The organism is Streptomyces sp. Act143 (assembly GCF_003143935.1).
In the GTDB taxonomy this organism is placed as follows: domain Bacteria; phylum Actinomycetota; class Actinomycetes; order Streptomycetales; family Streptomycetaceae; genus Streptomyces.
This window is the reverse complement of sequence record NZ_QFRX01000001.1, coordinates 7,041,138-7,054,999: the sequence shown is the minus strand read 5'-3', so window position 1 is coordinate 7,054,999 and position 13,862 is coordinate 7,041,138. Positions and strand designations below refer to the sequence as shown.

General features: G+C 70.9%; 10 protein-coding genes. 2 read left to right on the top strand and 8 right to left on the bottom strand.

Translation table 11 applies throughout. From position 1 onward, the window contains the following. Positions 1-19: 19 nt before the first annotated feature. Positions 20-880, bottom strand: coding sequence for an ABC transporter permease (locus DI272_RS32260; RefSeq protein ID WP_109498696.1), 861 nt, complete (start codon positions 878-880; stop codon positions 20-22). Next, positions 877-3,573 carry an alpha/beta fold hydrolase gene (locus DI272_RS32255; RefSeq protein ID WP_181387381.1) on the bottom strand — a complete coding sequence of 899 codons (2,697 nt, stop codon included), beginning with the start codon at positions 3,571-3,573 and terminating at the stop codon, positions 877-879. The genes DI272_RS32260 and DI272_RS32255 overlap by 4 nt, the downstream gene beginning before the upstream one ends. Positions 3,574-3,797: 224 nt before the next feature. On the opposite strand from DI272_RS32255, the gene DI272_RS32250 reads away from it, so the two are divergent. Further along, complete coding sequence (locus DI272_RS32250) at positions 3,798-5,171, top strand: condensation domain-containing protein (protein ID WP_109498695.1); 1,374 nt, start codon at positions 3,798-3,800, stop codon at positions 5,169-5,171. Here DI272_RS32250 and DI272_RS32245 read toward each other — a convergent pair. Continuing rightward, complete coding sequence (locus tag DI272_RS32245) at positions 5,168-6,565, bottom strand: APC family permease (protein WP_109498694.1); 1,398 nt, start codon at positions 6,563-6,565, stop codon at positions 5,168-5,170. The genes DI272_RS32250 and DI272_RS32245 overlap by 4 nt on opposite strands. A 286-nt stretch (positions 6,566-6,851) precedes the next feature. Between DI272_RS32245 and DI272_RS32240 the strand changes: the two genes are divergently transcribed. Beyond that, on the top strand, positions 6,852-7,685 hold the full coding sequence (locus DI272_RS32240) for a hypothetical protein (protein WP_109498693.1): 834 nt from the start codon (positions 6,852-6,854) through the stop codon (positions 7,683-7,685). A 67-nt stretch (positions 7,686-7,752) separates the two neighbouring features. Here DI272_RS32240 and mmsA read toward each other — a convergent pair whose 3' ends face one another. The 5 genes from mmsA to iolC are packed head-to-tail and all read right to left on the bottom strand — an operon-like array spanning position 7,753 to position 13,795. Next, the gene (gene mmsA / locus DI272_RS32235; protein ID WP_109498692.1) at positions 7,753-9,255 is read right to left on the bottom strand and encodes a CoA-acylating methylmalonate-semialdehyde dehydrogenase; all 1,503 of its coding nucleotides are present in this window, start codon (positions 9,253-9,255) and stop codon (positions 7,753-7,755) included. Between the two features lie 14 nt (positions 9,256-9,269). After that, positions 9,270-11,150: a 3D-(3,5/4)-trihydroxycyclohexane-1,2-dione acylhydrolase (decyclizing) gene (gene iolD / locus DI272_RS32230; RefSeq protein ID WP_109498691.1), complete on the bottom strand. Its 1,881-nt coding sequence runs from the start codon at positions 11,148-11,150 to the stop codon at positions 9,270-9,272. Continuing rightward, positions 11,147-11,959, bottom strand: coding sequence for a 5-deoxy-glucuronate isomerase (iolB, locus tag DI272_RS32225; protein WP_109498690.1), 813 nt, complete (start codon positions 11,957-11,959; stop codon positions 11,147-11,149). Before iolB ends, iolD begins: the two co-directional genes overlap by 4 nt. Before the next feature lie 7 nt (positions 11,960-11,966). Further along, the gene (locus DI272_RS32220) at positions 11,967-12,848 is read right to left on the bottom strand and encodes a deoxyribose-phosphate aldolase (RefSeq protein WP_109498689.1); all 882 of its coding nucleotides are present in this window, start codon (positions 12,846-12,848) and stop codon (positions 11,967-11,969) included. After that, complete coding sequence (gene iolC / locus DI272_RS32215; RefSeq protein WP_109498688.1) at positions 12,845-13,795, bottom strand: 5-dehydro-2-deoxygluconokinase; 951 nt, start codon at positions 13,793-13,795, stop codon at positions 12,845-12,847. The genes DI272_RS32220 and iolC overlap by 4 nt, the downstream gene beginning before the upstream one ends. Positions 13,796-13,862 lie beyond the last annotated feature (67 nt).

Here is a 13,862-nt window from a genome sequence, read left to right as displayed (position 1 = left end):
TATGCGATCTTCCGTTGACCTAGGAGACCACGTCCTTGCGGGCGAAACCGCGGAAGGCCAGCGCGAACAGCACGAGGGCGTACGTTACCGAGACCGCCGTGCCCTGGATCATGCCGGACCACTCGGGAGTGGGCTGTACGGCGTCCGCCCACGCGAACTGCCAGTGCGCGGGCAGGAAGTCGCGCCAGTCGCCGAGGGCGGTGACGGCGTCCAGGACGTTGCCGACGATCGTGAGGCCGACCGCGCCGCCGACCGCGCCGAGCGGGGCGTCGGTGCGGGTCGACAACCAGAACGCCAGCCCGGCGGTGACCAGTTGGGAGACGAAGATGAACGCCACGACCACGACGAGACGCTGCGCCGCGGTGCCCGGCGAGAGCGAGCCGCCGGTCGGGATCTCCAGGGGACCCCAGCCGTAGGCAGCGGTGCCGGCGGCCAGCGCCACGACCGGCAGCAGGATCATCGCGGCCAGGCTCAGGCCGAGGCCGACGACGAGCTTGGACCACAGGAGGCGAGCTCTGGGCACGGGCGCCGCCAGCAGATAGCGCAGGGAGGACCAGCCGGCCTCCGAGGCGACCGTGTCGCCGCAGAACAGGGCCACCGGGATGACCAGCAGGAAGCCCGCCGACACGAACAGGTTGACGGCGGCGAAGTTGGCGCCGGACGCGGTCGCCGTGTCCATCAGGGAGACGGTGTTGTTGCGGCCGCCCGGCTCGCCGCCGATCGCGAAGGCGATCAGCAGCACGAACGGCAGCGCGGCGAGGATGCCGAACATGACCATCGTGCGGCGGCGTTTGAGCTGGCGGACCAGCTCCACGCGGAGGGGGAGGGTGTGGCGTGCCTGGTAGCCGGAGGCTGTCTCGGTGAGTGTGGGCGTGCTCATGCGGAGCCTCCGATCAGGGTGAGGAAGGCGTCCTCAAGGCGGCGGTGGGGGCCCAGTGAGGCGACCGGTACCTCCAGGCGGACCAGGTCCACAAGTAGGTCTGCGGCAGTTGTGCGTTCGTCTGCGGGTTCGTTGTGGCCGGTCGCGCAGTTCCCCGCGCCCCTTGGCGGCATCACCGTCAGGCGAACCAGAAGGCCGCCGTCCGTTCTTGTTGCCGACTCGATCTGCGGTAGGGCGGCCACCTTTTCCAGCAACGGGTCCGTGATGTCTGCCGCCAGGCCCACCAGCAGCGTGTCGCCCGCGCCGATGATCTCGGACACCGGTCCCGCCTGGACCAGCTGTCCGCGGTCCATCACCACCAGGTGGGTGCAGGTCTGTTCGACCTCCGCCAGGAGGTGGCTGGAGACGATGACCGTGCGGCCGGCTGCCGCGTAGCGGATCATCACCTCGCGCATCTCGCGGATCTGCGGCGGGTCGAGGCCGTTGGTCGGTTCGTCGAGGATGAGGAGATCGGGGAGGCCGAGCATGGCCTGGGCGATGGCCAGGCGCTGGCGCATGCCCTGGGAGTAGGTGCGGACCGCGCGGGCGAGGGCGTCGCCGAGGCCGGCGATCTCCAGCGCCTCGTCCAGGTGGGCGTCCTCGGGCGGGCGGCCGGTCGCCGCCCAGTACAGCTCCAGGTTCTCCCGGCCGGAGAGGTGCGGCAGGAAGCCCGCGCCCTCGACGAAGGCGCCGACCCGGGACAGGACCGGGGCGCCTGGGCGGATGGCGTGGCCGAAGACGCGGATCTCGCCGCCGTCCGGCTTGATCAGGCCCATCAGCATGCGCAGGGACGTGGTCTTGCCGGCGCCGTTCGGGCCGAGGAGGCCGAGCACCTGGCCCTTCTCGACGCGGAAGGAGAGGTCGCGGACGCTGTAGCGGTCGCTGCCCGGGTACTTCTTGCTCAGGTCCGTGATCTGCAGCGGGACTTCGGCCAGCTCCGGGTCCGGGGCGGGCATCGCCGTGCGGCGGCGGGCCGTCAGGAGCAGGGCGAACGCGATGATCGCGCCCGCGAGCGGGAGCCACCAGACCCAGGAGGGCAGCGGGGCGGCGGCGGTCGCCACGCCGGGGGCGGTCGGGACCTTCAGGTCGCCCTTCAGGGAGACGGTGTACGTCGCCGGAGCCGCCGGGGAGGCGTAGCCGAGGTCCGTCGAGGCGAGGACGAGGCGGAGCCGGTGGCCGTTCTCGATCTTGTGGTCGATCGCCGGGAGGGTGACCGTCACGTCCTTGCCGGACTTGGCGTCCTCGACCCGCAGGGGTGTCACCAGCTGGGAGGGCAGTACCTGCCGGGTGCCGCCGGGGCCGACGTCGTACAGCTTGGCGAACAGGACGGCGTCGTCGGACGTGGACTTCACATGGACCGTGGCCGTCGGGGCGCCGGTGATGCGGAGGTCGTCGGTGACGGGCGCGGACTCGAAGTGCGCGTACTGGCCCGGGAAGTCGAGGGAGACGCCGACGCCCAGGGAGGAGAGCTGGGCCAGGCCGCCCGCGCTGCCGAGGCCGGGGAGGGCGGAGACGCCGGGCGGGTTGGCGCCGGCCGGGTTGGTGACGCGCTGCTCCTCGCGGCCGGTCAGGGCGATCGTGCGGTCGCCGTCGGCCAGGCCGGGGTAGGTGTCGGAGCTCGCGCCGCGCAGTTGGGCGGCGCCGTCGGTGGAGTCGACGCCGCCGGTGCGGGTGACGCGGAAGGCGGGGCCGGTGTCGACTCCGGTGTTCTTCTTGAGGTAGCGGTCGAACCAGGACTCGATGCGGGCCTGGACGCGGCTCGTCTCCATGTCGCCGCCGTCGTGGCCACCCGCGATCCAGTCGACGTCCACGGGGGCGCCGTTGGCCTTGATCGCCTTCGCGGCGGCGTCGGACTGGTCGAGGGTGAAGAGGGAGTCGGTCTGGCCCTGGACGAGGAGGGTGGGGACGTCGATGCGGTCGCCGACGGCGGACGGGGAGCGTTCCTCCAGCATCTTCTCGGCCGCGGCGTCCGGGGTGCCGGACTCCGCCACGCGGTCGTACATCGCGCAGATCTGCGGCTCGAACCTGTCGCAGCCGCCGCCCGTGTTCACGAAGATGCCGGCCCAGAGCTTCTTGAAGACGCCGTTCGGGAACAGGGCGTCCGAGAGGTTCCAGTACGTGATCGCGGGTGCGATGGCGTCCACGCGGTCGTCGTGGCCCGCGGTGAGGAGGGCGATGGCACCGCCGTAGGAACCGCCTGCCATGCCCACGCGCGGGTCGCCCGGCTTGTCGAGCTGGACCTGGGGCTGCTTCGCCAGCCAGTCGATGAGCTTCGAGACGTCGGCCACCTCGGCGTCGGGCCCGTTCAGGCCGATCCTGCCCGTCGACTTGCCGAAGCCTCTCGCCGACCAGGTGAGGACCGCGTAGCCGTCCCGCGCCAGGTCCTCGGCCTGTTGGCGTACGTCGTTCTTCGAGCCGCCGAAGCCGTGGCCCAGGAGGACCGCGGGGCGGCGTCCCGAGGCGCCCGACGTGAAGTACGAGGTGTCTATGCGGACGCCGTTCACCGCCATGACCTGGTCGGTCACGCGCACCGGGGACGGGTCGTCGTCGGCGACCGCCGTCCAGGTACCGGCCCCCGCGAGCACGACGACGGCGGCCCCGGCGGCCAGCAGTCGCCGGGGCCGCCGCAGCAGCCCTCGCAGTCGAAGATCCATGCCTCAACGGTACGGGCTGAAGCTGTCGGGGAGTTATCGACCACAGGCCGAACCGGCCGACCTCCTACGGATGTACGCCTGCCCCCGCGCATACCGCGCTCGAAGTACGAGGAACAGTGTTCGAGGTACCACCCGATGCATTGAAAAGCCGGGAAAGTCTGCGTGTCCGCGGCAAGCGCCGTCTTCGCTTGAGGGTCCGCCCCTTTGCGAATGGAGACGCCCTCGTGCGTATCACCGACATCCAGCGCTGCGAGATCCGGCCCGGACGGCTCGTCGAGTGGACGCTCAGTCCGGCGACCGTGGCGGCGGCGCGGGGGCTGCCGGAGGACACCCGGCCACCGGCGTACATCCAGGAGTCGCACATCCGGACCGCCCGCACGGTCCGCGAGGACGGCCTCTTCGTCCCGACCTGGCTCGGTGCCGCCTTCGACATCCCGGGGCCGGTCGACCTCGGCGCCCTGGAAGAGGCCCTGCGCGCGTGGACCCTGCGCCACGAGACGCTGCGCAGCGGGTTCCGGACGGACGGGGACGAGCTGCGGCGGTTCACCCTGGACGCCCGCGACGTGTCCCTGCACCGGGAGGAGGCCGGGGAGTTCACGGACGCGACCGCTCTGGAGCGGCACCTCCAGGACCGTTTCGACGTCACCGCGGACGCGCTGCGCTGGCCCAACCTGATGTACGCGGCCGTCGTACGGGACGACTCGACGAGCGTGTACATGGCGTTCGACCACAGCAACGTCGACGCCTACTCGATCTACCGGATCCCGTCGGAGATCCACGAGTTGTACGCGGGCCGGGGCGTGGCGGACACGGCGGCGGTGAGCAGTTACATCGACTTCTGCCGGATCGAGCGGGCCGACGCGGACCGGATCGACGAGGACCACGAGACCGTCGGGCGCTGGCGGGAGTTCATCCGGCGGTGCGACGGGACGCTGCCGACGTTTCCCCTGGACCTGGGGGTGGAGCCGGGTGGTGCGCTGCCCGAGCAGAAGATGATGTGCGAGATGCTCGTGGGTCCCGCAGAGGCGGCCGCCTTCGAGGCGTACTGCCGGCCGTACGGCGGGAGCCTGGTCGGGGTGCTCGCGGCCACCGCGCTGATCGCCGGGGAGATCGGCGGCGCCTCCGTCTACCGGACGGTGGTGCCCTTCCACACCCGGGTGAAGTCCCAGTGGTCCGACTCCGTGGGCTGGTACGTCGGCGGGGCGCCGATCGAGGTGCCGGTGCCCGCCGACTTCCCGAGCGCGCTGCCTGCCGTACGCGCGCAGTTGCAGGCCGCCCGGCCGCTGTCCCGGATGCCGCTCGCCCGGATGCTGGGTCTGCTGGGCACCGACTTCCGGCCCACCTCGCCCGACCTGTACTCCATCGTGTCGTTCACCGACGCGCGCGCCCTGCCGGGGGCCGAGCGGTGGGACGCGCTGTCGGCGTACGGGCTGATCCGGGTGTCGTACGGGGACCAGGTGTGCGTGTGGCTGAACCGGCTGCACGACGGGGTGTGGTTCGCCTGCCGGTACCCGGACACGGACGTCGCCCACAAGAACATGCGGCTGTACATGGAGCGGCTGCGGGCGTTGATGGTGTCGACGGGCGGCCCGTCCTAGGCGAGTTCGTCCTCGGGGATCTCCACCAGCCAGCGGGTGTCCTTGCGCGGACGGAGGTAGAGGGCCCAGTAGAGCGTCGCCGCTGCCGTGATGCCGCCTGTCCACAGGAGGTACTGGGTCTCCTGTCGGCTGAGGATGTAGGCCAGGACGCCGATCAGCAGGACCGGCACGGCCGGCCACAGGGGCATCCGCCAGGCCGGCGTGTGCTTGTGGGTGCCCTTGCGCGCGAGGAGAGCCGCGACCGCCACCAGCAGGTACATGCCGGTCACCGAGACGCCCGTCACGCCGTACAGGGTGTCCAGGTTGACGAAGCACAGGGCCGCGCCGGGGATGCCGACGGCGAGGGTGGCGACCCAGGGGGAGCCGAAGCGGCCGAGCTTGGAGAAGACGTCGTTGACCGGCTGGGGCCAGGCCTTGTCGCGGGCGGAGGCGAACAGGACGCGGGAGTTCTGGATGACCATGACGATGCCCGCGTTGATGATCGCGAGGGCCACGCAGAGGCTGACGAACGTGCCGACCGCCGAGTTGGACCAGGCCGTGACCATCGCGCCGATGTCACCGCCGGTCAGTTCCGACAGGTCGCTCGCGCCCATGGTGATGGCCACCACCGGGACCAGGATGATCACCGAGGAGATGGCGAGGGTGGCCAGGACCGTGCGGGCGACGTTGCGGCGCGGGTTCTCCAGTTCCTCGGAGAGGTAGACGGCGGTGGAGAAGCCCTGGGTGACGAAGAGGGCGATCGCCAGGCCGGAGACGACCAGCATGGCCGTCACCGTGTCCGTGCCGCCGTTCGCCCCCGCGACCTGCATCGAGACCAGGCTGTCCGGGCCGCGCTCGGCGTGGGCGAAGCCCAGGACCGCCACCACCGCCGCCGCGATGACCTCCAGGACCAGGAAGACGCCGGTGATCCAGGCGTTGGCGCGCAGGTCGAGGAGGCCGGCCAGGGTGGCCAGGAGCATCACACCGGCGCCGGCGAGGGCCGGGTCCAGGTGGATCACGGGGGCCAGGTAGTCCGCGGTGCCCATCGCGATCACCGGCGGGACGATCATCACGACCAGGAGGGAGAGGACGAAGACGAGCCAGCCCGCCAGCCGGCCCGCCATCGTCGAGACCATCGCGTACTCGCCGCCCGCGCTGGGGATGAGGGTGCCCAGCTCGGAGTAGCAGAACGCCACGGCGATGCAGAGCAGGGAGCCGATCGCGATGGTGAGGGCGGTCGCGGTGCCGAGGGAACCGAAGAGGTCGGGGACGACCACGAAGAGGGTGGAGGCGGGGGTCACGCACGAGAGGGTGAGGAGGGTGCCGCCGACGACGCCGATCGAACGCTTCAGCTTCCGGGGGTGGTCCGAGGCCTCGGGGGCGATGGTCGCGGGCGGGCGGAGCGTGTCGGTCATACGGCGGTTCCGATCGACTCGTGCAGCAGATTGCGCTGCATGGAATCCCGACGGAAACCATTACGTCAATGGGTCTCTGTGTGCGGAATCCGTAGATCGAAACGGCTTTTGATCGCGTATTCGGCGAACCAGGGCCGGGGATTCCGTTTGCGCGCCGGGTGCGGGAACCGCAGCGAAGGGGGTGAAAAAACTGCCGACGTCCGGCATACGGACGTGTCAGTGTGTCCCGTTAGAGTCTGCGTTCACAGAACACACAGACGTAGGACACAGCTATGGGTGGGGACAGATGAAGGCGAAGCACAGCGCTGCCTGGGTGGGGTTCACGGCAGCGGCGTTGGTGGCGACGTCCGCGTGCGGCGCCGACGGCGTGAAGCAGGCGGCGGACGCGGTCGACAAGACCGACGCGATCCTCGCGGCCTTCGGCCGGGCCACCGACCGGACCGAGCAGCTCGGGTCGGCCGAGGTGAAGGTCTCGACCGACCTGGGCACGGGCACGCCGATCGCCATGGACGGCACGTACTCGTGGGGCGACGGCATGGCGTACGACGTGCAGATGGACACCGCCGCCGCCCAGATGCAGGCGGTGCAGGACGACCCGAAGATCCACTGTCTGCTCGTCGACGGCGTGTACTACTACGACGTCGACCCGCAGGCCTCGGGCCCGCTCGAGGGCAAGGAGTGGATGAAGGTCGACGCCTCCGCCGTGTTCGGTGAGAACGGCGCGGCGGCGATGAGCGGGGGCGGCGGCGGGAACCCGACGGCCTCGCTGAAGGGCCTGAAGTACGCGAGCGACGTCGAGGACCTCGGCTCCGAGACGGTGAACGGTCAGAAGGCGACCCACTACCGGGCCGTGATCGACCAGGAGCACATGGGCCGCTTCAAGGAGGCCTACACCGGCGACGGCAGCCTGCTCAACCAGATGACCGGCGGCGCGGACACCATCACCATGGAGGTCTGGCTGGGCAAGAAGGACCTGCCCGTCCGGCTGGTGCAGGTGATGGGCAAGATGAAGGTCACCATGGACTTCGCCAGGTTCGGTGCCACCGCCGAGGTCAAGGCCCCGCCGGCCGCCGAGACCGCCGACATGACCGAGGCGCTCAAGCAGGCCCAGGGCCAGTGAGACAGGGCTGAGCCCGGACACCCGCCTTCGGGTGCCCGGGCTCAGCGGCTGGTCTCGGTGACTGGTCTCAGTGGTTGCGCGGGAAGCCCAGGTCCACGCCCGCCGGGGCGTCGGCCGGGTCGGGCCAGCGGGTCGTGATGACCTTGCCGCGGGTGTAGAAGTGGGTGCCGTCGTTGCCGTAGATGTGGTGGTCGCCGAAGAGCGAGTCCTTCCAGCCGCCGAAGCTGTGGTAGCCGACGGGGACCGGGATCGGGACGTTCACGCCGACCATGCCGGCCTCGACCTCCAGCTGGAAGCGGCGGGCGGCGCCGCCGTCCCGGGTGAAGATCGCGGTGCCGTTGCCGAACGGCGAGGCGTTGATGAGCGCGATGCCCTCGTCGTAGGTGTCGACGCGCAGGACCGTCAGGACCGGGCCGAAGATCTCGTCCTGGTAGGCCTTCGCGGTGGTCGGCACCTTGTCGAGGAGCGAGATGCCGATCCAGTGGCCGTCCTCGAAGCCCTCGACCGTGTAGCCGGTGCCGTCGAGGACGACCTCGCAGCCCTCGGCCGCCGCGCCCGTGACGTAGGACGCCACCTTGTCGCGGTGGACGGCGGTGATCAGCGGGCCCATCTCGGAGGCCGGGTCGTTGCCGGGGCCGATCTTGATCTTCTCGGCGCGCTCGCGGATCTTCGCCACCAGCTCGTCGCCGATGGAGCCGACCGCCACGACCGCGGAGATCGCCATGCAGCGCTCGCCCGCCGAGCCGTAGGCCGCCGAGACGGCCGCGTCGGCCGCCGCGTCGAGGTCGGCGTCCGGCAGGACCAGCATGTGGTTCTTGGCGCCGCCCAGGGCCTGGACACGCTTGCCGTTGGCGGAGGCGGTGGTGTGGATGTAGCGGGCGATCGGGGTGGAGCCGACGAAGGAGACGGCCTTGACGTCCGGGTGCTCCAGGAGGCGGTCGACGGCCACCTTGTCGCCGTGGACGACGTTGAAGACGCCGTCGGGCAGGCCGGCCTCGGCGAGCAGCTCGGCGATCTTGATCGACGCCGACGGGTCCTTCTCGGACGGCTTCAGCACGAAGGTGTTGCCGGTCGCGATGGCGATCGGGAACATCCACATCGGGACCATCGCCGGGAAGTTGAACGGCGTGATGCCGGCGACGACACCGAGCGGCTGCCGGATGGACGCCACGTCGACACGGCTGGCGACCTGCGTCGACAGCTCGCCCTTCAGCTGCACGTTGATGCCGCAGGCGAGGTCCACGATCTCCAGACCGCGGGCCACCTCACCGAGCGCGTCGGAGTGCACCTTGCCGTGCTCGGCGGTGATCAGCTCGGCGATCGCGTCGCGGTTGGCGTCCAGCAGCGCACGGAACTTGAAGAGGATCTCCGTGCGCTTGGCCAGCGAGGACTGCCCCCAGGACACGAACGCGTCCTTGGCGGCCTGGACCGCCGCGTCGACCTCATCGACGGACGCGAACGCGACCTTGGTGGTGACCGCGCCGGTCGCCGGGTCGGTGACCGGCCCGTAGTTCCCCGACGCGCCTTCGACGGTCTTGCCGCCGATCCAGTGGTTGACGATCTTCGTCATGCCCAGTTGCTCCTTCACAGATGGCGGCGTCGGGTAGAGACGTGCCGGTCGTACAGCTCTCGTGCCTTCACCGCGGACGGTCGGGTCGCGGTCTCGGCCACAGGTACATCCCACCAGGCCTGCGCCGGAGGCGCGCCCGACACTGTGTCTGCCGTTTCGGTCTCGACGTAGACACATGTGGGAGTGTCCGCCGCGCGTGCCTGGGCGAGGGCCTCGCGCAGGTCACCGACGGTCTTCGCGCGCAGCACGCGCATGCCCAGGCTGGCCGCGTTGGCGGCCAGGTCCACCGGGAGCGGCGCCCCGGTGTAGGTACCGTCGTCCGACTGGTACCGGTACGCGGTGCCGAACCGCTCGCCGCCGACCGTCTCCGACAGGCCGCCGATCGAGGCGTACCCGTGGTTCTGGATGAGCAGCATCTTGATCGCGACGCCCTCCTGGACGGCGGTGACGATCTCGGTCGGCATCATCAGGTAGGTGCCGTCGCCGACGAGCGCCCAGACGTTCCGCTCGGGGGCGGCCATCTTCACGCCGATCGCGGCCGGGATCTCGTAGCCCATGCAGGAGTAGCCGTACTCCAGGTGGTACTGGTCCCGGGACCGGGCCCGCCACAGCTTGTGCAGGTCGCCGGGGAGGGAGCCGGCCGCGTTGATGACGATGTCGCTCTCGTCGACCAGGGCGTCCAGGGCGCCGAGGACCTGCGGCTGGGTGGGGCGCACGTCTATCTCGTCGGCCTCGTAGCAGGCGTCGACGCGGTGCTCCCAGCGCTGCTTGTCCTCGGTGTACTCGGTGACGTACCCGTCGGTGACCGTGTGCCCGTGCATCTGGAGGGCCTCGGTCAGCTCCGACAGGCCGCTGCGGGCGTCCGCGACCAGCGGCCGGCCGGCCAGCTTGTGGCCGTCGAAGGGCGCGATGTTGAGGTTGAGGAAGCGGACACCGGGGGCTTCGAAGAGGGTCCCGGAGGCGGTGGTGAAGTCGGTCCAGCGGGTGCCGACGCCGATCACCAGGTCGGCCTGGCGGGCGAGTTCGTTGGCGGTCGCGGTGCCGGTGTGGCCGATGCCGCCGACGTCCTGGGGGTGGTCCCAGCGCAGCGAGCCCTTGCCGGCCTGGGTGGCCGCGACCGGGATGCGGGTCACCTCGGCGAACTCGGCGAGGGCCTCCTCGGCGCGGCTGTGGTGGACGCCGCCGCCCGCGACGACGAGGGGGCGGCGGGCGCCGCGGATCGCCGTGATGGCCTCGGCGAGTTCGGTCGGGTCGGCGCCCGGACGGCGTACCACCCAGGTGCGCTCGGCGAAGAACTCCTCCGGCCAGTCGTACGCCTCGGCCTGGACGTCCTGCGGGAGGGCGAGCGTCACGGCGCCCGTCTCCACCGGGTCGGTGAGGACGCGCATGGCCTGGAGGGCGGCCGGGATCAGGGCCTCGGGGCGGGTGACGCGGTCGAAGTACCTCGACACCGGGCGCAGGCAGTCGTTGACGCTGATGTCGCCCGCGTACGGCACCTCCAGCTGCTGGAGGACCGGGTCGGCGGGGCGGGTGGCGAAGATGTCGCCGGGCAGCAGCAGGACCGGGAGGTGGTTGATGGTGGCGAGGGCGGCGCCGGTGACCAGGTTGGTGGCACCGGGGCCGATGGAGGTCGTGACGGCGTGCGTGGACAGGCGGTTGGACTGCCGCGCGTAGCCGATGGCCGCGTGCACCATCGACTGCTCGTTGCGGCCCTGGTGGTACGGCATGTCGTCGGCGTACTCGACGAGCGCCTGACCGAGGCCGGCCACGTTGCCGTGGCCGAAGATGCCCCAGGTGGCGGAGATCAACCGCTGCCGCACACCGTCGCGTTCGGTGTACTGGGCGGTGAGGAAACGTACAAGGGCCTGCGCGACCGTGAGCCGGGTGGTCGTCATCGGTACCCCTCCGTGTGGTCCGGGTGGAAGCAGATCCGCCACTCCCGGGTCTCGCCCGGGCCCGCCATGACGTTCAGGTAGTACATGTCGTGGTCGGGCTGGGCGATCGACGGGCCGTGCCATCCGTCGGGGACGAGGACGGCGTCACCGGAGCGGACCTCCGCGAGGACGTCCGATCCGCCCTCACGGGAAGGGGATACGCGCTGATAGCCGAAACCGTTCGGGCCGTCGATCTCGAAGTAGTAGATCTCCTCCAACTCCGCTTCCTCGCCCGGCCGGTGCTCGTCGTGCTTGTGGGGCGGGTACGAGGACCAGTTGCCGCCGGGGGTGATGACCTCGACGGCGATCAGCTTGTCGCAGTCGAAGGCGTCGGCGGAGGCGAAGTTGCGGACGTGGCGCAGCCGGTTGCCGCTGCCGCGTTTTTCGGTGGGGACCTCCGGCGCGGGGCCGTAGCGGGCGGGGAGTCGTCGCTCGCACTTCGCTCCTGCCAGGGCGAAGCGGCCTCCCGCGCCGGAGGCGATCGTTGCCCGGGCGTCGCGGGGCACGTACGCGAAGTCGGAGACCGACGCGAACACGCTTTCCCTGCCCAGGAGTTGGAATTCGTTCTCTTCTGTTTGCACGGTACATCCGCCTTCCAGCGGAAGCACGATCCACTCACTCTCACCGGTGGTGAAGGTGTGCATGCCACCGGGTTCCAGCGCGACGATCCGCAGACTGGAATGCGTCCAACCGGCCCGCTTCGGGTCGATGTCCACTGTGTACAGGGCGGTGGTGGAGGCGCCCTTGGGGATGTGGAGATCGTTGCTCATGCGGTCCTCACAGCAGTCCTACGGCGGTGTCCACGGCGGCGGCGACGTCTCCGTCCGCCGGGTAGAGCAGCGAACGTCCGACCACGAGCCCGCGCACGGTGGGGAGTTGCAGAGCGCCCCGCCACTTCTCGTACGCCCCGTCCTGGTCATCGCCGACCTCGCCGCCCAGCAGCACGGCGGGCAGCGTGGAGGTGGCCATGACCTCGGCCATGTCGTCGGGGTTGTCGGTGACCGGCACCTTCAGCCAGGTGTAGGCCGAACTGCCGCCCAGGCCGGAGGCGATGGCGATGGACTTGGTGACAGCCTCGGCGGAGAGGTCGTTCTTCACCTTGCCCTCGGCGGTGCGGCTGCTGAGGAACGGCTCGACGAAGACGGGCAGCCGGCGCGCGGCCATGTCGTCGATGACGCGGGCGGTGGACTCCATGGTGGTCAGGGAGCCCGGGTCGTCGTAGTCGATGCGCAGGAGCAGTTTGCCCGCGTCGAAGCCGAGCCGCTCGATGTCCTCGGCGCGGTGCCCGGTGAAGCGGTCGTCGAGTTCGAAGCGCGCGCCCTGGAGGCCGCCGCGGTTCATGGAGCCCATGACGACCTTGCCGTCGAGCGCGCCGAGCAGCAGCAGGTCGTCGAGGATGTCGGCGGTCGCGAGGACGCCGTCGACGCCGGGCCGGGAGAGCGCCAGGCAGAGGCGTTCGAGCAGGTCGGCGCGGTTGGCCATGGCGAACTTGCGGTCGCCGACGCCGAGCGCGCCGCGGGCCGGGTGGTCGGCGGCGACGATCATGAGGCGGTCGCTGGCGCCCAGCAGTGGCCTGCGGGTGCGGCGGGCGGCGGCCTCGGCGATCGCCTCGGGGTGGCGGGTGCGCAGGCGGACGAGTTCGGCGATGTCGACGGTCACCGGACGGCCCCCGCGGCGATCGCGCCCTCGATCTCCTCCGGCGTGGGCATCGCCGAGCTGCATTCCAGGCGGGAGGCGACGATCGCGCCGGCCGCGTTGGCGTGCCGCATGATCTTCTCCAGGTCCCAGCCGTCGAGGAGGCCGTGGCACAGGGAGCCGCCGAAGGCGTCGCCGGCGCCGAGCCCGTTGAGGACGTCCACGGGGAGCGGCGGGACCTCGGCGGAGTTCCCGTTCCGGTCGACCGCCAGCACGCCCTTGGGGCCCTGCTTGACGACGGCGAGCTCGACCCCGGCGTCGAGGAGCGCCTCGGCGGCGGCACGGGGCTCGCGGACGCCGGTCGCGACCTCGACCTCGTCGAGGTTGCCGACCGCGACGGTGGTGTGCTTGAGGGCTTCGGCGTAGAAGGGGCGGGCCGCGTCCGGGTCGCTCCAGAACATCGGGCGCCAGTCCAGGTCGAAGACGGTGATGCCCGCCTTGGCCCGGTGGGCGAGGGCCGCGAGCGTCGCCGTACGGCTGGGCTCCTCGCTCAGGCCGGTGCCGGTGACCCAGAAGACCCGGGCCTCGCGGATGGCGTCGAGGTCGAGCTCGTGGGCGTCGATCTCCAGGTCGGGGGCCTTGGGCTGCCGGTAGAAGTACAGCGGGAAGTCGTCCGGCGGGAAGATCTCGCAGAACGTGACCGGGGTCGGCAGGCCCGGCACCGGGGTGACCCAGCGGTCGTCGACGCCGAAGCCCCGGAGGGCCTCGTGCAGGTAGGTGCCGAAGGGGTCGTCGCCGGTGCGGGTGATCACCGCGGTCTGCCGCCCCAGGCGGGCCGCGGCGACCGCGACGTTCGTCGCCGAGCCGCCGAGGAACTTGCCGAAGGACGTCACCTCCGGCAGCGGGACGCCCGTCTGCAGCGGATAGAGGTCCACTCCGATCCGCCCCATGGTGATCAGGTCGTACGCCATCGAGTTCCCTTCGTATCGGCTCTCCACGGCTTTCTAGCCCCGCGGGAGCTACCCTGTCAATGTTTTG

Coding starts and splice junctions, on each gene's coding strand:
- DI272_RS32260 (WP_109498696.1), bottom strand. CDS start 880: ATGAGCACGCCCACACTCACCGAGACAGCCTCCGGCTACCAGGCACGC.
- iolB (WP_109498690.1), bottom strand. CDS start 11,959: ATGAGCAACGATCTCCACATCCCCAAGGGCGCCTCCACCACCGCCCTG.
- iolD (WP_109498691.1), bottom strand. CDS start 11,150: ATGACGACCACCCGGCTCACGGTCGCGCAGGCCCTTGTACGTTTCCTC.
- DI272_RS32240 (WP_109498693.1), top strand. CDS start 6,852: ATGAAGGCGAAGCACAGCGCTGCCTGGGTGGGGTTCACGGCAGCGGCG.
- DI272_RS32255 (WP_181387381.1), bottom strand. CDS start 3,573: ATGGATCTTCGACTGCGAGGGCTGCTGCGGCGGCCCCGGCGACTGCTG.
- DI272_RS32245 (WP_109498694.1), bottom strand. CDS start 6,565: ATGACCGACACGCTCCGCCCGCCCGCGACCATCGCCCCCGAGGCCTCG.
- iolC (WP_109498688.1), bottom strand. CDS start 13,795: ATGGCGTACGACCTGATCACCATGGGGCGGATCGGAGTGGACCTCTAT.
- mmsA (WP_109498692.1), bottom strand. CDS start 9,255: ATGACGAAGATCGTCAACCACTGGATCGGCGGCAAGACCGTCGAAGGC.